Source organism: Rhizobium sp. 268, from assembly GCF_036571585.1.
GTDB lineage: Bacteria > Pseudomonadota > Alphaproteobacteria > Rhizobiales > Rhizobiaceae > Rhizobium > Rhizobium redzepovicii.
In genome coordinates this window covers 74,210-91,331 of the sequence record NZ_JAPPSO010000015.1, presented here as the reverse complement: position 1 = coordinate 91,331, position 17,122 = coordinate 74,210, and the positions used below count along the sequence as shown (strand labels likewise).

The following is a 17,122-nucleotide window of genomic DNA, read 5'->3' as shown; positions in this document are numbered from 1 at the left end:
GAGCAGAGCTTCTTTGAGAGCGCTCGTGACGCTCTGACGGAAGGGATCGGGCTTACCTCAACCGATCCTGCCTTTTTCGACGCTGCCGATCTAGCAGACGGCGCCTGTTTCGGCAATGAAATAGCCCGCGCCCGATCACGGCGTCCCAAGCAGCGTTTCTCGAAGGATTGAAGGCGGATACGCCGTTTCATCTGGCGAGCGTGATCCGATCGGGAGTAAGATCGCATCCTCGGCGCATCGGAAGGGATGGACATGAAACCCGCACTCATCGGCCTGATCGGCAGCCTCATTCTCACCGGGTGCAGCACCGCCACCTATAGCGGCCCCGGCCTGGAGCCGATCCCGGGAAGCATCACCTATAACGGCCAGCCACGCAGCAAGCTCACCAAATCACCTGCTGGCTCCGCCTTCCCGCATGATTTCATCGACCAGTATGGCCAGCAGGTGGAGGAAACCTACATCATCCAGCCCGACCGGAGCCTGATCATCGCGCACCGCCGGTACAAGCCGATCCGGTTTTTTGGGGATTAGAGAAGTTCGCTGGAAAGGCAGTTGGAGCGGGTGAAGGGAATCGAACCCTCGTATTCAGCTTGGGAAGCTGCTGCTCTACCATTGAGCTACACCCGCGATCCGCTGAGATTTCCAACAGATGGGGGCCGCTGTCAAGCCGCGCGGGACCGATCTCTCAGATGCGGAAGTGTTTCGAGAGTTTGAGGCCCTGGGCCTGGTAGTTGGAGCCGAGTCCGGAGCCGTAGAGGCTGGTCGGTTTTTCCTGCATGTGCTCGTAGACCAGGCGGCCGACGATCTGGCCGTCTTCGAGGATGAAGGGCACTTCGTGGCTGCGCACTTCGAGCACGGCGCGGCTGCCGCGACCGCCGGCCGGTGCGTGGCCGAAGCCCGGATCGAAGAAGCCGGCGTAATGGACGCGGAATTCGCCGACCAGCGGATCGAAGGGGGTCATTTCGGCGGCATAATCCGGCGGCACGTGCACGGCCTCCCGCGAGACGAGGATATAGAACTCGTCGGGATCGAGGATCAGTTCGTTGCGGCCGCGGCTATAGAGCGGCTCCCAGAAATCGAAGATGTCGTGCTGATCTTTCTTGTCGACGTCGACAACGGCGGTGTGGTGCTTGCCGCGATAGCCGATCAGGCCGTCTTCATCTCCGGCAAGGTCGATTGACAGCGCGATGCCGCCGCCGGAGACGTTCGGCTGTTTGCTGGCGACCAGCGTTTCGCTTTCATGCAGCTTCAACAGTTCCGGCTCGCCGAGCAGGGCCTGGCCGACGCGGAAGCGGATCTGCGACAAGCGCGAGCCGCGGCGCACGACGATCGGGAAGGTGCGTGGGCTGATTTCGAGATAGAGCGGGCCGGCATAGCCGGATGGGATCTTGTCGAATTCCTGGGCGTAATCGGTGATGACGCGGGTGAAGATATCGAGCCTGCCGGTCGAGCTCTTCGGATTGGCCGAGGCCGACATGTCGGCCGGCAGCGCCAAGCTCTCCATCAGCGGCACGATATAGACGCAGCCGGTTTCGAGCACCGCACCTTCGGAAAGGTCGATGACATGCAGGCTAAGGCGGTCGAGCTTGTCCGAGACCAGGTGCGAGGGGCCGGGCATGAAGCTGGCGCGCACGCGAAAAGCCTTGGCGCCCAAGCGCAGGTCGAGGCTTGCCGGCTGGATCTGGTCACGGTCCAGCTCCCGTTCGGAGATCAGACGCCCCGTTTCGAACAGCGCCGAGATCGCGCGGTCCGCCAGAATTCCCGTTTCACGAGCCATCATGCCTCATCCATCATTTGCCGCCGACAAAACCAAATACGGGGAATTGACGCAAGCAGCTAACAGCAGTATTGCAGAATTATCCCGTGGTGATTTGGCCGGTCGGCTTGCAGCCACGTTAAACAAGTGGCTAAAAAGACCGGGTTGAAACCGGTCTGCTTTTGCGGCCGGTTTTTTTGTTATGTGAAGGTGATGGCATGAGCAAGACCTGGCGCCCGGCAACCCAACTCGTCCACGGCGGAACCTTGCGTTCGCAATATGGCGAAACATCCGAGGCAATCTATCTCACGCAGGGCTTCGTCTATGAGACGTCGGAGGCGGCCGAAGCCCGCTTCAAGGGCGAGACGGACGGCTACATCTACGCCCGCTACGGCAGCCCGACCAACGACATGTTCGAAAAGCGCATGTGCATGCTCGAAGGCGCCGAAGACGCCCGCGCCACCGCTTCCGGCATGGCGGCCGTCAGCGCGGCGATCCTCTGCCAGCTGAAATCAGGCGATCATATCGTCGCTGCGCGTGCCCTGTTCGGCTCCTGCCGCTGGGTCGTCGAGACGCTGGCGCCGAAATACGGCATCGACTGCACGCTGATCGACGGCCGGGATCTGGCGAACTGGGAAAAGGCGATCACGCCGAAGACCAAAGTGTTCTTCCTGGAAAGCCCGACCAACCCGACGCTCGAAGTGATCGATATCGCAGGCGTCGCCAAGCTCGCCAACCAGATCGGCGCCAAGGTCGTTGTCGACAACGTCTTTGCGACACCGCTCTTCCAGAAGCCCCTGGAGCTTGGCGCCCATATCGTCGTTTATTCCGCCACCAAGCATATTGACGGCCAGGGCCGCTGCCTCGGCGGCGTCGTGCTTTCCGACAAGGAATGGATCGACGAGAACCTGCACGACTATTTCCGCCATACCGGCCCGGCCATGTCGCCGTTCAATGCCTGGACGCTGTTGAAGGGCATCGAAACGCTGCCGCTGCGCGTGCGTCAGCAGACCGAGAATGCGGCGAAGATCGCCGATTTCCTGGCCGAGCAAGGCAAGGTCGCTAAGGTGATCTATCCCGGCCGCAAGGACCATCCGCAGGCCGACATCATCGCCAAGCAGATGACCGGCGGCTCGACCCTCGTCGCCTTCGAGTTGAAGGGTGGCAAGGAGGCGGCCTTCGCGCTGCAGAACGCGCTCGAGATCATCAAGATTTCCAACAATCTCGGCGACAGCAAGAGCCTGATCACCCATCCAGCGACGACGACGCACAAGAACCTCACGGAGGAGGCGCGCGCCGAACTCGGCATTTCCCCGGGCACGGTCCGCCTTTCGGCCGGCATCGAGGATACCGACGATCTGATCGAGGATTTCGCCAAGGCGCTTGCCAAGGTCTCGGCCTGATCCCACCCATGGCGGCCGGACCCCTCGGGGGTTCGGCACGCCACGATGTGATAGGCCGGACCTCACTGCGGTCCGGCCGGGGAACAAGTTCGGCGGTGCCGGCGTTCGGAAGTGAAATTAACACTGTCAATTAGGCTTAACAATCGAAACAGCTTGGATCAGGACCGTTTTAGTCACGATCAACGTTCCGTTTCTTGACGGACAGCGCCTCTTATAAGATACGGGTAACATATCTTGACTAAGGTGCAAGGCATGTATCGCGCCCTCACAAAAGATATCGAAGTCGTCGTCGAGCCATTCTATCTGGAGGAGCAATCCGATCCGGAAGACGATCGCTATGTCTGGGGTTACCGGATTGTCATCAGCAACAATTCCGCCATCGCGGTTCGCCTGGTCAACCGCTACTGGAATATCACCGACCAGAACGGACAGGTGGACGAGGTGACCGGCCCCGGCGTCGTCGGCGAACAGCCGCGGCTCAGCCCTGGAGATACCTACGAATATTCCTCCGGCTGCCCGCTCGACACGCCCTCCGGGCTGATGTTCGGCCATTACCAGATGGAAACGGATGAAGGCGAGATGTTCGATGTCGACATCCCCGCTTTCTCGCTGGATTCACCGGGGCTGTTGCGCGTGCTCAACTGACGGGTTGCTTGTCAGTTCGAACGCGAACGCCGTGCTTGCCGCATGGGTCCTCGGGCTTGACCCGAGGACCCATGCGGCAATCACTGCGCTCGGACGCGGCCGGCTGCAGCCTTCCAGTCAGTACCAACATGGGCGCCGTACCCCCCCGCCGTGGATCCTCGGGCTTGCCCAGTCAGCAATCAACTAAAGGTCAAAAAGATCCGAGGCTTGGGTGCCTGGCTTTGCTTCGAACGGATCTTTTGATTGTGGCGGCCCCGGCTGTTTCATGACCGCATCGTTTACCGCCTTTTGGCAGGCGAGCAACTCATCCGCTGCCCTCTCGGAATCTTTCAAACCGAGGGCAACAATCTCTTTTCCGTTAAAGCGGGCGCGGAAACTCAGTTTACCAGCGAACTCCTCAATCAAGTCGGTATCGTCGGTATCGATCCACAATGATTTGAGGCCATCGAGATCAAGACCTCTCGCATCAGCCGTCCATCGAGACTGGTCTAACGAGAGTTCGATGGGATAATGCTTACCTTTCTCCAAGGATTTCCAGTTCGGATTTCCAAGCAGAATGTACAGAGGTTTGTCCTTTTTTCGGAAATTGAAGCCAAGACGAAAAATGGTGTCATCATCAAAGGAAGTCAGAACAAAACAGCCATTGTCTAAAGTCGGGTCGACAGCCACGGTCCAGCCCCCGACCTCTTTCCATTGGATTGCCTTATCATCAGCCAAGCCAATTCGTGGCATCGCAGCCATGAGTGCGACTACGACATAAAAAATACGCATGAAGTCCCCATCCCCGAACCAATTGGGTAATTGGTGCACAGTGACTACCGAAAGTCGAGTCACCGTGCTGCATCATCGCTAATCTTTTGTATTCGTTCTGTGCGTGCTCAACCGAGCCTATTCGGCCGGCTGAAGTTCGGCCGGCTCGAAGCGGTAGGTGGTCGAGCAGAATTCACAGGTGACTGCGATTTCTCCGTCTTCCTGGCTGGCCTCGATCTCCTCGGCGGTAAAGCCTTTCAGCACGCCCTTGATCTTGTCGCGCGAACAGCTGCAGCGGTCGAAGACCGCCCGCGGTTCGTAGACGCGGACGCCGCGTTCGTGGAACAGGCGAAACAGCAGCCGCTCGGTGCCAACCAGCGGGTCGGTCAATTCATCGGCGTCGATGGTCTCGACCAACGATCGGGCTTCGGTCCAGGCGTCGTCCTCACCATGCGGGCGGCCGCCGGTGTCGCCGTCGCCGCCGTGGAGATCCGGCTGGCGCATGCGCTCCGGCGCCTCAGGCAGGAACTGGGCGACAAGGCCGCCTGCCCGCCAGCGATGGCGTGGTTTGCCGGCATCGTCGCGGTCGAAGAGCTCGGCCGCGGCCAGGCGTACGCGCGTCGGGATCTGCTCCGACTGGCGGAAATAGACGCCGGCGATGTCCTCGAGCGAGGTGCCGTCGAGTTCGACGATGCCCTGGTAGGGCTGGCCGAACTTGCCCTGATCGATGGTGAAGGCGAGCACGCCCCGGCCGAGCAGCTGCTCCGGCTCGGTTTCCCCAGCTTCAATGGCCTTGTTGAGCAACGCCTGATCGAAACGGGCATAGGCGCGGACATTTTCCGGCGTCGAGAAATCGGCGACGAGAAGATCGACCGGGCCATCGCCCTTGGTCTGCACGGTGAACTTGCCGTCGAACTTCAGCGAGGTGCCGAGCAGCACCGTCAGCACCACGACTTCGGCAAGCAACCGGGCGACGGGTGCGGGATAATGATGGCGCTCGAGGATCGCGTCGAGCATCGGGCCGAGCTGGACGGCGCGGCCGCGCACATCCAGACCCTCCACCTGGAAGGGGACGACATGGTCATCGCCGGCGAAATCGAACTGGCCGAGGGCGGCTGCAGCTTCTGCCATGGATTCACTCCTAGTTTTCAAGCGAAAGGACAGGGTGCCCTTCGCTCGCGCGGCCGCGCGTTTTCACACGCGGCGTCCGATTGTGGTTCAGATCGCGCCCAGGCACCAAGCAAGAATCGACTTCTGCGCATGAAGACGGTTTTCCGCCTCATCGAAGACCACGGATTGCGGGCCGTCGATCACCTCGTCCGTCACTTCCTCGCCGCGATGCGCGGGCAGGCAATGCATGAACAATGCATCGCTGCCGGCCTTGGCCATCAAGGCCGCGTTGACCTGATAAGGCTGGAAGACGTTGTGACCCCGGGCCCGATGTTCCTGATTCATGGAGACCCAGGTATCGGTCACCACGCAATCGACGCCGTCGACCGCACGGTCGGCATCATGGCAGAGCATGATTTCGGCGCCCTCATTGCGGGCCCAGTTCAGATAGTGATCCTTGGGCTCCGAACCAAGGGGCACGGCCATGTTCATGCGGTAGCCGAAACGCGCCGCCCCTTCGACCAGCGAATGCAGCACATTGTTGCCGTCGCCGGTCCAGGCGATGGTCTTGCCCTTGATCGGGCCGCGGTGCTCTTCGAACGTCATGATATCGGCCATGATCTGGCAGGGATGGGTGTCATCCGTCAGCGCATTGATCACCGGCACGGTCGCATGCTCGGCAAGCTCCTTCAGCCTGGAATGTTCGGTGGTGCGGATCATGATCGCATCGACATAACGCGACAGCACCTTGGCGGTGTCGCCGATCGTCTCGGCGCGGCCGAGCTGCATCTCGGTGCCTGATAGAAACAGCGTTTCACCGCCGAGCTGGCGCATGCCGACATCGAAGGAGACGCGGGTGCGGGTCGACGGCTTTTCGAAAATCATCGCCAGCATCTTGCCGGCGAGCGGCTTGTCGCCCTTGCCGGCCTTGAAGGCCTGCTTGCGGGCGAGCGCATCGTTCATGATGGTTCTGAGGTCGGCTGAGGTGACCGCCGAAAGGTCGAGGAAATGTTTAGGAGCCATGTTCTTACCTGTCGTGCGCCCGCAGGCGCAATCCTTTCAAGCCGTCTTCTTGACCTTGGAGGCGCGGATGCTCTCGGCGGCGCGCTCGATGCGGGCAAGGCCCTCGCGGGCTTCCTCGGCGGTGACGACGAGGGGCGGAAGAAGGCGGATGACGTTGTCGCCGGCGGGCACGCCGAGCAGATGCGCGGCGCGGATCGCCTGCAGCAGTTCGGCTGAAGGAACCGCCGCCTTGACGCCGAGCAGCAGCCCCTCGCCTCTGATATCCTCGATCACATCGGGATAGCGGTCCTTCAGCGAGGCCAGTCCCTGACGGAAGACGAGTGCTACGTCGCGCACCTGCTGGAGGAAGCCATCGGCGAGGATGATGTCGAGCACGGCACCGCCGACGGCCATTGCGAGCGGATTGCCGCCATAGGTCGAGCCGTGCGTGCCGGCCTTCATCCCGGAGGCGGCCTCAGCGGTCGCAAGGCAGGCCCCGAGCGGGAAACCGCCGCCAATGCCCTTGGCGACCGCCATGATATCGGGCGTGATGCCCGACCATTCATGAGCAAAGAGCTTGCCGGTGCGGCCGACGCCGGTCTGGACCTCGTCGAGGATCAGCAGCAGGCCGTTTTCGTCGCAGAGCTGGCGAAGCGCCTTCATGAACTCAGGCGTGGCCGGGCGGACGCCGCCTTCGCCCTGCACGGGCTCGATGAGAATTCCAGCCGTCGCATCGGTGATGGCGGCGCGGACGGCTTCGATGTCGCCGAAGGCCACCTGATCGAAGCCCGGCGCCTTGGGGCCGAAGCCTTCGAGGTATTTCTCCTGGCCGCCGGCAGCGATGGTCGCGAGCGTGCGCCCATGGAAAGCGCCTTCGAAGGTGATGATATGGAAGCGCTCGGGATGGCCCTTGGAAAACTGGTAGCGGCGCGCCGTCTTGATCGCGCATTCCAGCGCCTCGGCGCCTGAATTGGTGAAGAACACCTTGTCGGCGAAGGTGGCGTCCGTCAGCCGCTTCGCGAGGCGCTCCTGGCCGGGGATCTCATAGATGTTGGAGAGGTGCCAGACCTTGTCGGCCTGTTCCTTCAGCGCCCCAACCACATGCGGGTTGCTATGGCCGACCGAGGTGACGGCGACGCCGGCGCCGAAATCGAGATAACGCTCGCCGCCTTCGGTGATCAGCCATACGCCCTCGCCTCGCTCGAACCGCAGTGGGGCACGAGAATAGGTGTCATAAAGCGGCGCGGCTTCAGCCATGGCGCGGGTCTCCCGATCAGCGTTGTCAAACATGGGACTCCGGCTAAGAAAACCAGGCCCGAAAAATCAAAAATGCCGCCTTGCGGCGGCCAGCGGTACTATTTCCTTTTCGCGCTGCAATGTCAACAAAACTGCGCCCTTAGCGCATGCAGCAAGCTTGTACAGCGGTGTTTTCGGCCTTCAACAGGCAATATTGCAGAAATGCCACGCAGCGGAAGCAAGTTGGGGAAAACTCCGAATTCGATTCATCCGGATTCATGCGACTCTTGTCACGGAGTCAGGCTCACACTAGGTTAAAGTTCAATTACTAGACTGCATGCGGCGGAACTAGTCACCAAAATTGATCAAGCGTTTCTTGTTTCGGAGGCTTCCGGGACAACGGTGAGGGATTCTGCCATCACCAACGCAAAAGGTGGAGACAGGGCATGAACTGGACAGACGAGCGGGTCGAGAAACTCAAGAAGCTCTGGGCCGAAGGACTGAGCGCCAGCCAGATCGCGGCGCAACTTGGCGGTGTCAGCAGAAACGCTGTGATCGGCAAGGTTCACCGGCTGAGCCTTCCCGGCCGCGCCAAGGCCGGCGGCACGGCCGCCGCGGCGCGCACGCCGAAACGCAATACATCGGCACCGCGCGCACCGAACTACGCCTCGCGGATCGCTACCCGCACCGTTACCCGCCAGCAGGGCGCGACGATGCTGAAGGAAGAGATCGAGATCGAAACGGTCGAGGAAATGGAATACGTGCCGAAGGGCAACGTGGTCGTGCCGATCTCGCGCCGCCTCGGCCTGACGGAACTGACCGAACGCACCTGCAAATGGCCGGTCGGCGATCCGCTGAAGGACGACTTCCACTTCTGCGGCTGCGAATCCCCCGACAACTCGCCCTATTGCAGCTATCACCAGAAGCTAGCCTACCAGCCGGTGAACGAACGCCGCCGCGCGGCCGCGCGGGCGAGCTGAGCGGGCGACATTGCAGAGAATTCGAAAACGGGCCGAGTGGCCCGTTTTTTTATGCGAGTGGGCTGGGTGTGGCTGCCCCTCATCCGCCTGCCGGCACCTTCTCCCCGCTTGCGCGGCGAAGGGGATATGCCGCGACCTCTCGGTCCCTCTCCAACGTCACGTAGGACACGTCTCCTCGCCCCGTTTAAGGGGGTCCGAAGGACGGGTCGAGACGAGTGGCTCGACCCCGGTCGGGTTAGAGTGAGGGGCCGACACCGGCACAAAAGATGGAAACCCCTCAGGCTTCCATCGAATAGCCGGCGCCGCGGACGGTGCGGATGACGTCTTGCATGTTGGAGAAGTTCAACGCCTTGCGCAGGCGGCCGACATGGACGTCGACGGTGCGTTCGTCGACATAGATGTCGTGGCCCCAGACGCCGTCGAGGAGCTGCGAGCGGGAGAAGACCCGGCCGGGCGACGACATCAGGAATTCCAAGAGGCGGAATTCGGTGGGGCCGAGGCGGACTTCGCGGCTCTTGCGGTGGACGCGGTGGGTTTCGCGGTCGAGTTCGATATCGCCGCATTTCAGCACGGTCGACAACACCTCGGGGCGGGCGCGGCGCAGCATCGCCTTGACGCGGGCGACGAGTTCCGGGGTCGAGAAAGGCTTGACGACATAATCGTCGGCGCCCGTCGACAATCCGCGGACGCGCTCGCTCTCCTCACCGCGCGCCGTCAGCATGATGATCGGCAGGCGCTCGGTTTCCGGTCGCATGCGCAGTCGCCGGCAAAGTTCGATGCCGGAGACGCCGGGCAGCATCCAGTCGAGGATAAGAAGGTCGGGCGTGCGCTCCTGAAGCCTGATTTCGGCCTCGTCGCCACGAAGGATGGTATCGACCTCGAAGCCCTCAGCTTCGAGATTGTAGCGAAGAAGCACGCTCAGGGCTTCCTCGTCTTCAACAACTGCAACTCTCGGGATCATGCGTGTCGGTCTCCTCGCGCATGATCCTTAAACCGGGGGTGATTTAAGCAATGCATCCTGCGCAAATTCATAAAAATTGGCTGCGACCTTTTCGCGCGCCCCACATGGGCGCGCGCGCAATCGTCTGGTTTAGGCGGTTATTCCGTGACCGCGCCGACGGTGTTGGCGCTGTCGTCCTTCGGACGGTCGCCTTCCGGCTGTGCTCCGGTCGCCATGTAATAAATGGTCTCGGCGATGTTGGTGGCGTGATCGCCGATGCGCTCGATGTTCTTGGCGCAGAAGAGAAGATGCGTGCAGCTGGTGATGTTGCGCGGATCTTCCATCATGTAGGTCAACAGCTCGCGGAACAGCGAGGTGTACATCGCGTCGATCTCGTTGTCGCGCTCGCGGATCGCACTCGCCTTGTCGGCGGCGCGTGTCGTGTAGACGTCGAGCACTTCCTTGAGCTGGACGAGCGCCAGCTCGGACAGATGCTCGAGACCGCGGGCGAGCTTGCGCGGGACGCCGGTACTCTGCACGGCGATGACGCGCTTGGCGGTGTTCTTGCCGAGGTCGCCGACGCGTTCGAGATCGGCGGCGATGCGGATCGAACCCATGATTTCGCGCAGGTCCGAAGCCATCGGCTGACGGCGGGCGATGGTGACGATCGCCTTGTCGCCGATTTCGCGCTCGGCGTGATCGAGGATCACGTCGTCGGAAATCACCTTCTGGGCCAGCGCGGTATCGCCGTTGACCAGCGCCCGGACGGATTCGGCGACCATCTGCTCGGCCAGGCCGCCCATTTCGGAAATCCGCCTGGACAGGAACTTCAGATCATCATCATAGGCAGAATAAATATGTGTCGATGCCATGGGGCTTTATCCTCGAATAACGGGAAGGCTTGGTGACGCCAAAATCAGCCGAAGCGACCCATGATGTAGTCCTGGGTGCGCGGATCGTCGGGATTGGTGAACATCTTGTCGGTGTCGTTCTCCTCGACCAGATTGCCGAGGTGGAACATGGCGGTGCGCTGCGAGACGCGCGCGGCCTGCTGCATGGAGTGGGTGACGATGACGATCGTATAATTCTCACGCAGTTCGTGGATCAGCTCCTCTACCTTGGCGGTGGCAATCGGGTCGAGCGCCGAGCAGGGCTCGTCCATCAGGATGACTTCAGGGCTGACGGCGACGGCACGCGCAATGCAGAGACGCTGCTGTTGGCCGCCGGAGAGGCCGGTGCCGGATTCATGCACCCGGTCCTTGACCTCGTTCCAGAGGCCGGCTCGCTGCAGGCTGGTCTCGACAATCTGGTCGAGATCGGCCTTCGACTTGGCCAGGCCATGGATGCGCGGGCCGTAGGAGACGTTTTCGTAAATCGTTTTCGGGAACGGGTTCGGCTTCTGGAAAACCATGCCGACGCGGGCGCGAAGTTCGACGACGTCGATATCGGGATCATAGATATCGTCGCCGTCCAGGGTGATCTTGCCGGCGACGCGGCAGCCGTCAATCGTGTCGTTCATGCGGTTGAGGCTCCGCAGAAAGGTCGACTTGCCGCAGCCGGACGGGCCGATCAGCGCGGTTACGGTGTTTTCGCGGATGTTCAGGTTCACATCGAAAAGCGCGCGCTTCTCGCCGTAGTAAACCGAGACATCCTGACCGATCATCTTATACGGGACGTTGCTCATCTTCTGATCCAGCGCCTTTTCAACTGCAGCTTCCGTCAACATATTCATGATGTTTAACTCCGTTTACCAGCGGCGCTCGAAGCGACGACGCAAGAGGATGGCGCCCATGTTCATGACGATCAGGAACAGGAGCAGGACGATGATGGCACCCGAAGTACGCTCGACGAAGGCACGTTCGGCCTCGTTCGCCCACATATAGACCTGCACCGGCAGAGCCGTCGAGGGATCGAGCGGTGTCGTCGGCGCGTTGGCGACGAAGGCGACCATGCCGATCAAGAGCAGCGGCGCGGTTTCGCCGAGCGCATGCGCCAGGCCGATGATCGTGCCGGTGAGGATGCCGGGCATGGCGAGCGGCAGAACATGGTGGAATACCATCTGCATCTTCGAGGCCCCGAGGCCAAGCGCTGCGGCGCGGATCGACGGCGGCACGGCGCGCAGCGCGGCGCGCGTCGCGATGATGATCGTCGGCAGGGTCATCAGCGTCAGCACCAGGCCGCCGACCAGCGAGGCCGAACGCGGCAGGCCGACGAAGTTGATGAAGACGGAAAGGCCGAGCAGACCATAGACGATCGAAGGGACGGCGGCGAGGTTGTTGATGTTGACCTCGATCAGATCCGTCAGTCGGTTCTTCGGCGCAAACTCCTCGAGATAGATCGAGGCGGCAACGCCGATCGGCAGCGCCAGCACCAGCACGATCAGCATCAGGTAGAGCGAGCCGATGAGGGCGACGCCAAGACCCGCGGCCTCCGGACGGCTGGAATTGCCGTTGACGAAGAGGCCGGTGTTGAACTGCTTGTGCAGAGCGCCGCTCGCCTTCAGCTCGTTCATCCAGCCAACCTGCTTGTCGTTGACCTTGCGGTTCTTTTCATCGACCGAGAGGTCGATCTGGCCCTTGTTGGCGCTGTCGACATTGGCGTCGGCGAGCACGGTGACATTGACGCTCTTGCCGATGATCGACGGGTCGGCGACGACCATGTCGCGCAGCTGGATCGGCGCACTCTTGGAAAGCATGGCGGATGCATCGCGCACGTCAGGCTTGCTCGAGGCGTTGATGTTCAGTTGCTTGACGATCGCATCGCGCAGCAGAACCGGATAATTGGCGGCAACCAGCACCGAAGGGTCGGTCGCACGCTTGTTGCTCGGGTCGATCGTCTTCTCGGAGAATTCGATCGGCAGGGTGATCGCCGTCTGCTGGAAGGCGGTGTAGCCTTTGCCGATCACCGTCCACAGGAGGATGAACAGGAAGACGAGACCGAAGCTGATGGCGGCGATGCCATAGGCCTGGAACCGGCGCTCGGCGGCGTAGCGGCGCTTGATGCCGATATCGCGGCGCGCCGGCGCCTTGGAGATGGTGACGCCTGTTGTGGGAGAAACAATATCCGTCATTCGTATTGCTCCCGGTATTTGCGCACGATGTAGAGCGCATAGATGTTGAGGCAAAGTGTGATGCAGAACAGGGTGATGCCGAGGGCAAAGGCAACCAGCGTCTGCGGCGAGGTGAACTCAAGGTCACCCGTCAGCTGGTTGACGATCTTGACGGTCACCGTCGTCATCGGCTCGAAGGGGTTGATCTGGATGCGGGCGGCGACACCGGCGGCCAGCACGACGATCATGGTTTCGCCGATGGCGCGCGAGGCCGTCATCAGCAATGCGCCGACGATGCCTGGCAGAGCGGCCGGCAAGACCACTTTCTTGATGGTTTCGGAGCGTGTGGCGCCGAGACCGAGCGAACCGTCACGCAGCGCCCGCGGCACGGCGGTGATGATGTCGTCCGACAGCGAGGAGACATAGGGGATCAGCATGATGCCCATGACGATGCCGGCGGTCAGGACGCTCTGCGCCTGGATGAAGTTGGTGTAGCTGCCGGAGAGCAGGCCGCTGATCTGAGCGGAGAAATCGCGCAGGAACGGGCCGACGGTGACAAGGGCGAAGAAGCCGTAGACGATCGTCGGAATGCCGGCGAGCACTTCGAGCAGCGGCTTTGCGACCCCGCGCAGCTTCGGCGAGGCGTATTCGGCCATGTAGATGGCGGCGAAGAGGCCAACGGGAACGGCGACCAGCATGGCGACCAGGCCGATATAAAGCGTGCCGAGCAGCAGCGGGATGAGGCCGAACTGGCCGAAGGACGAGCTGCCGGCACCGGCAAAACGCGGATCCCAGACGGTGCCGAAGAAGAAGTCGGCGGCAGGAACGACGGCAAAGAAGCGTGCTGCTTCCGACAGCATGGAAAGCACGATGCCGATCGTCGTCAGGATGGCGATCGAAGAGGCGAGCAGCAGGCCCCAGAGCATGACGCGCTCGACCCGGTTGCGGGCGCGGAAGCGGGGCGCAATCGCGCGCAGCGCATAGAAGGCGCCGGCAACAGCGAGAACAAAGACCACCGCCGTCATGGCGAGGCGGCTCGTCATGCTCATGGTGTTGAGCTTTTTGGCGGCGTCGAGCATGTAAGGCTGCGGCTGGCCGGCAAGCGGCACGCCCTTCTCGCTGAGCTTGGCCTGCAGGGCGGCCGGATCGCCGGCGACCGTTGCGGTTTCATCCGCGCTCAGCATCGTCAGGCCGCGGGCAACGGTTGCCACCATCGAATAGCCGAGATCCTGCTCGACGGCGGCTTGCGCCTTGACGTCGGCAGGGAAGCCACTGCGAACCGAGGTCTGGATGATGCCGGGGCTGACAGAAAGCCAGACGCAAAGCACGATGAGGGCGGGAAGAACCGCCCAGATCGCCGCATAGGCGCCGTAATAGGCCGGCCGTGAATGCAATGCGGAGGATCTGCCTCCGGCAAGTGCTGAGGCCCGGCTGCGCGCGACCAGATAGGCGGCGGCGCCGATCACCACAAGGCACAAAAGTATGATGGATGTGCTCATTCGTTACGTCCCCAGGCCCGTAGCCCCCAAAGCCCGGCAGCCTCATCAGCCTGCCTTCAGCTTCCAATCATGCGGAATGAATTCAACCCTGCAGCACCGGAAACGCCGGCGCGCAAAGGGAAAAGGCAATGCCGGCGCGGGCTTTGCAGCGCCGCGCCGGCAAAGTCATCACATAGATTTGCCGGCTTCGACGTCCTTGCGGATCGCGTCACGCTCGGCATCCGGAGCGGCAACCAGGCCGTATTCGACGAGCGGGCTGTCGGGGCCGATCATCTGGTCGGATACGAAGAAGTTGACGTATTCCTTCAGGCCCGGAACGGCGCCGAGATGTGCCTTCTTGACGTAGAAGAACAGCGGGCGGGAAACCGGGTAGGTGCCGTTGGCGATCGTTTCCGTGGAGGGAACGATACCGCTCATGCTGGCAACCTTGAGCTTGTCAGCATTGTTTTCATAGAAGGAAAGGCCGAATACGCCGACGCCGGTCTTGTTGGCGGCGATGCGGGCGAGCGTTTCCGGATAGTCGCCGTCAATGTCGACAGCAGCGCCGTCCTTGCGGACTGCGACGCAGGCCTTCGTCTGAGCGGCCTTGTCGGCGATTTCCTTGGCGATCACGTCGAGTGCGCCAGAGGCCTTGCAGCCGGCAGCGAGGACGTTCTGTTCGAAGACTTCGCGGGTGCCGTGCTTTTCACCCGGGATATAGGCAGCGATATCAACAGCCGGAAGCTTCGGGTTGACGTCCGACCACTTCTTGTAGGGGTTGGCGACGAGCTTGCCGTCGACGACGACCTGGGCTGCGAGGGCCTTGTAGATGTCTGCGGGAACGTAGGCGACATCCGGGTTGGACGAGTCGGTTGCGAAGACGATGCCGTCATAACCGATCTTGACTTCCTGAATGTCCGTCACGCCGGCAGCCTTGCAGGCTTCGGCTTCGTTCTTGTTGATCGGACGCGAAGCGTTTGCAATGTCGATGGTGTCTTCGCCAACGCCCTTGCAGAATTCCTTCAAACCAGCGCCCGTGCCGCCGGATTCAACGACCGGCGTCTTGAAGTTGGTGAAGGTTTCGCCGAAGGACTCGGCAACGATCTTTGCGTAAGGCAGGACGGTGGACGAACCAGCAACCTGAATCTGGTCGCGGGCGACGGCAGCGCCAGCGAAAGCGGCGGTTGCAGCGAGCGCGGCAACGGTGAGCTTGAAGGTGTTCATTAGAAATCTCCCGGCATTGGGCTTGTGTGAGTGCGGCCTTCAGAGAGGCCCTCGCAGTGCCTTTTTTCATCGGCGAGACTCTCTTAGCGCTGTAAGCACCGTCCTTTTATGTCAAAGGCGTGAAACATTTGTGACAGGTTAAGTATTTGATATAAAATATAAATTTTAAAATGGTCCGAACACATGCGTCAACAACGCCATGAACTTTGAGCGCCACTCCACTTTGTGTTGCAAAATCTACCTCAACATCATTATGGCGAGCCGGGTAGAAGGCACCGCGGACAGGCAATGCGCATTAAAAGCGGACCGTAAAATCGGTGCCCTTGCCGACCTCGGACTTGACGATCAGCCGCGCCCTGTGGCGGGTGAGGATGTGCTTGACGATGGCAAGGCCGAGGCCGGTGCCTTTTTTCGATCGGCTGTCCTCGATGCTGACGCGATAGAAGCGCTCGGTCAGGCGCGGCACATGCTCGGCCGGGATGCCCGGGCCCTGGTCGACGATGCTGACCTCGACCGGCTGGCCGGCGCCGTTCTTCAGCCAGACATCGACGGTCTTGCCCTCCTGGCCGTATTTGCAGGCATTTTCCATCAGGTTCTCGAAGACCTGGACGAGCTCGTCGCGGTCTCCCAGCACCTCGACCTTGCCGTCGGGCAGATGCAGGTTGATGTCGACGCCGACATCGCTTGCCAGCGGCACCAGCGCATCTCTGACATGGCCGAGCAGCGGCACCAGGTCGATCTTTTCATCCGGCGCGATATGCGATTTCAGCTCGAGGCGCGACAGCGACAGCAGGTCGTCGACCAGCCTGCTCATGCGCGTCGTCTGATCGAACATGATGGCGAGAAAACGCGCCTGCGCCTTCAGATCGTTCTTCGCCGGCCCCTGGATGGTCTCGATGAAGCCGCGCAGCGAAGCAAGCGGCGTGCGCAGCTCATGGCTGGCATTGGCGACGAAATCTGACCGCATGCGGTCAATGCGGCGGACCTCCGAAATATCGCGGAAGGAAAGGATGAAATACCGCTCATGCGGCCCGCCGTCGGCCGCGAATTCGACGGGGGCGCTGCGCACGATATAGACTCGCTCGGAGGGCAGCCGCTCGGCATGCTCGATCTGGTTCGGCGCGTTGGTGGCGATGGTTTCGCGCACCATGTCGAGCACGCCGGGCGAACGCATGCGGCCCGATATATGGGCGCCGAGCGCCACCTCGCCGAAGGCCTTTTCGGCAGCGCGATTCTGGAAGAGCACCGAGGCGTCGTCCGACAGCACCATGACCGGGATATCGAGGCCGGAGAGCGTGGCGGAAACCTCAGGCAGGCGGCTCGGCGGCACCTCCGGCTTGATTTCAATGGGCTCGGCGGGTTCGTCCTTGATGACGGGCGCCTCATTGAAAAGCGCGGTGACGATCATGACAAGCAGGAGGCCAAGCACAACCCACTTGTTCATGCCGGCGGCAAGCGCGGCGAGCGCGCTGAGGATCGCCGCCAGCAGCACCGGCCGCTCGCGCCGGATGCGCGCCAACAGGCTCTTTCTCCACGGAGTTTCGTCTTC

At 61.7% G+C, this 17,122-nt stretch carries 16 protein-coding genes, 1 tRNA gene and 1 riboswitch; of the genes, 4 read left to right on the top strand and 13 right to left on the bottom strand.

The features are described from left to right. Nucleotides 1-252 precede the first annotated feature (252 nt). The gene (locus tag OS035_RS26330; protein ID WP_097624856.1) at nt 253-531 is read left to right on the top strand and encodes a hypothetical protein; all 279 of its coding nucleotides are present in this window, start codon (nt 253-255) and stop codon (nt 529-531) included. A 22-nt stretch (nt 532-553) separates the two neighbouring features. Here OS035_RS26330 and OS035_RS26325 read toward each other — a convergent pair. Both OS035_RS26325 and OS035_RS26320 read right to left on the bottom strand, forming a co-directional pair. Beyond that, a tRNA-Gly gene (locus tag OS035_RS26325) sits at nt 554-627 on the bottom strand. Between the two features lie 58 nt (nt 628-685). Further along, nucleotides 686-1,780, bottom strand: coding sequence for a 2'-deoxycytidine 5'-triphosphate deaminase (locus OS035_RS26320; protein WP_165503939.1), 1,095 nt, complete (start codon nt 1,778-1,780; stop codon nt 686-688). A 73-nt stretch (nt 1,781-1,853) separates the two neighbouring features. After that, a riboswitch (SAM riboswitch) is annotated at nt 1,854-1,932 on the top strand. A 42-nt stretch (nt 1,933-1,974) separates the two neighbouring features. On the opposite strand from OS035_RS26320, the gene OS035_RS26315 reads away from it, so the two are divergent. Continuing rightward, on the top strand, nt 1,975-3,159 hold the full coding sequence (locus OS035_RS26315) for an O-succinylhomoserine sulfhydrylase (protein WP_097624775.1): 1,185 nt from the start codon (nt 1,975-1,977) through the stop codon (nt 3,157-3,159). Between the two features lie 252 nt (nt 3,160-3,411). Next, nucleotides 3,412-3,804, top strand: a complete 393-nt coding sequence (gene apaG, locus OS035_RS26310) for a Co2+/Mg2+ efflux protein ApaG (protein ID WP_003588769.1) — start codon at nt 3,412-3,414, stop codon at nt 3,802-3,804. 183 nt (nt 3,805-3,987) lie between these two features. On the opposite strand, the gene OS035_RS26305 is transcribed toward apaG, so the two are convergent. The 4 genes from OS035_RS26305 to OS035_RS26290 all read right to left on the bottom strand — a co-directional run bounded on the left by OS035_RS26305 (nt 3,988) and on the right by OS035_RS26290 (nt 7,923). Continuing rightward, on the bottom strand, nt 3,988-4,575 hold the full coding sequence (locus OS035_RS26305) for a hypothetical protein (protein ID WP_165503938.1): 588 nt from the start codon (nt 4,573-4,575) through the stop codon (nt 3,988-3,990). A 117-nt stretch (nt 4,576-4,692) separates the two neighbouring features. Then, nucleotides 4,693-5,685, bottom strand: a complete 993-nt coding sequence (locus tag OS035_RS26300) for an Hsp33 family molecular chaperone (protein ID WP_183852757.1) — start codon at nt 5,683-5,685, stop codon at nt 4,693-4,695. An 87-nt stretch (nt 5,686-5,772) separates the two neighbouring features. Further along, the gene (gene argF / locus OS035_RS26295) at nt 5,773-6,687 is read right to left on the bottom strand and encodes an ornithine carbamoyltransferase (RefSeq protein WP_003588772.1); all 915 of its coding nucleotides are present in this window, start codon (nt 6,685-6,687) and stop codon (nt 5,773-5,775) included. 36 nt (nt 6,688-6,723) lie between these two features. Continuing rightward, nucleotides 6,724-7,923, bottom strand: coding sequence for an aspartate aminotransferase family protein (locus OS035_RS26290; protein WP_097624773.1), 1,200 nt, complete (start codon nt 7,921-7,923; stop codon nt 6,724-6,726). A 425-nt stretch (nt 7,924-8,348) separates the two neighbouring features. Between OS035_RS26290 and OS035_RS26285 the strand changes: the two genes are divergently transcribed. Then, complete coding sequence (locus OS035_RS26285; RefSeq protein WP_097624772.1) at nt 8,349-8,882, top strand: GcrA family cell cycle regulator; 534 nt, start codon at nt 8,349-8,351, stop codon at nt 8,880-8,882. A gap of 277 nt (nt 8,883-9,159) precedes the next feature. Here OS035_RS26285 and phoB read toward each other — a convergent pair whose 3' ends face one another. The 7 genes from phoB to phoR all read right to left on the bottom strand — a co-directional run bounded on the left by phoB (nt 9,160) and on the right by phoR (nt 17,092). Then, on the bottom strand, nt 9,160-9,843 hold the full coding sequence (gene phoB, locus OS035_RS26280; RefSeq protein ID WP_003570612.1) for a phosphate regulon transcriptional regulator PhoB: 684 nt from the start codon (nt 9,841-9,843) through the stop codon (nt 9,160-9,162). Between the two features lie 137 nt (nt 9,844-9,980). Continuing rightward, nucleotides 9,981-10,694, bottom strand: a complete 714-nt coding sequence (phoU, locus tag OS035_RS26275) for a phosphate signaling complex protein PhoU (RefSeq protein WP_025415264.1) — start codon at nt 10,692-10,694, stop codon at nt 9,981-9,983. A gap of 44 nt (nt 10,695-10,738) precedes the next feature. After that, entirely contained in the window at nt 10,739-11,554 is an 816-nt protein-coding gene (pstB, locus tag OS035_RS26270; RefSeq protein WP_049732262.1) for a phosphate ABC transporter ATP-binding protein PstB, read from the bottom strand. Between the two features lie 15 nt (nt 11,555-11,569). Continuing rightward, nucleotides 11,570-12,892, bottom strand: a complete 1,323-nt coding sequence (gene pstA, locus OS035_RS26265; protein ID WP_331814235.1) for a phosphate ABC transporter permease PstA — start codon at nt 12,890-12,892, stop codon at nt 11,570-11,572. Further along, nucleotides 12,889-14,370 (bottom strand): phosphate ABC transporter permease subunit PstC, encoded by a 1,482-nt coding sequence (gene pstC / locus OS035_RS26260; RefSeq protein ID WP_097624770.1) that lies wholly within the window; start codon nt 14,368-14,370, stop codon nt 12,889-12,891. Before pstC ends, pstA begins: the two co-directional genes overlap by 4 nt. A gap of 168 nt (nt 14,371-14,538) precedes the next feature. Continuing rightward, nucleotides 14,539-15,573, bottom strand: coding sequence for a substrate-binding domain-containing protein (locus tag OS035_RS26255; RefSeq protein WP_097624769.1), 1,035 nt, complete (start codon nt 15,571-15,573; stop codon nt 14,539-14,541). 295 nt (nt 15,574-15,868) lie between these two features. Continuing rightward, on the bottom strand, nt 15,869-17,092 hold the full coding sequence (phoR, locus tag OS035_RS26250; RefSeq protein WP_097624768.1) for a phosphate regulon sensor histidine kinase PhoR: 1,224 nt from the start codon (nt 17,090-17,092) through the stop codon (nt 15,869-15,871). Nucleotides 17,093-17,122: the final 30 nt, after the last annotated feature.

What these genes read in the sequence shown, in the direction of transcription:
- OS035_RS26305 (WP_165503938.1), bottom strand. Translation starts at nt 4,575, where the DNA reads ATGCGTATTTTTTATGTCGTAGTCGCACTCATGGCTGCGATGCCACGA.
- OS035_RS26315 (WP_097624775.1), top strand. Translation starts at nt 1,975, where the DNA reads ATGAGCAAGACCTGGCGCCCGGCAACCCAACTCGTCCACGGCGGAACC.
- phoU (WP_025415264.1), bottom strand. Translation starts at nt 10,694, where the DNA reads ATGGCATCGACACATATTTATTCTGCCTATGATGATGATCTGAAGTTC.
- OS035_RS26300 (WP_183852757.1), bottom strand. Translation starts at nt 5,685, where the DNA reads ATGGCAGAAGCTGCAGCCGCCCTCGGCCAGTTCGATTTCGCCGGCGAT.
- argF (WP_003588772.1), bottom strand. Translation starts at nt 6,687, where the DNA reads ATGGCTCCTAAACATTTCCTCGACCTTTCGGCGGTCACCTCAGCCGAC.
- OS035_RS26290 (WP_097624773.1), bottom strand. Translation starts at nt 7,923, where the DNA reads ATGGCTGAAGCCGCGCCGCTTTATGACACCTATTCTCGTGCCCCACTG.
- phoB (WP_003570612.1), bottom strand. Translation starts at nt 9,843, where the DNA reads ATGATCCCGAGAGTTGCAGTTGTTGAAGACGAGGAAGCCCTGAGCGTG.
- pstA (WP_331814235.1), bottom strand. Translation starts at nt 12,892, where the DNA reads ATGACGGATATTGTTTCTCCCACAACAGGCGTCACCATCTCCAAGGCG.
- apaG (WP_003588769.1), top strand. Translation starts at nt 3,412, where the DNA reads ATGTATCGCGCCCTCACAAAAGATATCGAAGTCGTCGTCGAGCCATTC.
- pstB (WP_049732262.1), bottom strand. Translation starts at nt 11,554, where the DNA reads ATGAATATGTTGACGGAAGCTGCAGTTGAAAAGGCGCTGGATCAGAAG.
- OS035_RS26320 (WP_165503939.1), bottom strand. Translation starts at nt 1,780, where the DNA reads ATGATGGCTCGTGAAACGGGAATTCTGGCGGACCGCGCGATCTCGGCG.
- OS035_RS26255 (WP_097624769.1), bottom strand. Translation starts at nt 15,573, where the DNA reads ATGAACACCTTCAAGCTCACCGTTGCCGCGCTCGCTGCAACCGCCGCT.
- OS035_RS26285 (WP_097624772.1), top strand. Translation starts at nt 8,349, where the DNA reads ATGAACTGGACAGACGAGCGGGTCGAGAAACTCAAGAAGCTCTGGGCC.
- pstC (WP_097624770.1), bottom strand. Translation starts at nt 14,370, where the DNA reads ATGAGCACATCCATCATACTTTTGTGCCTTGTGGTGATCGGCGCCGCC.
- OS035_RS26330 (WP_097624856.1), top strand. Translation starts at nt 253, where the DNA reads ATGAAACCCGCACTCATCGGCCTGATCGGCAGCCTCATTCTCACCGGG.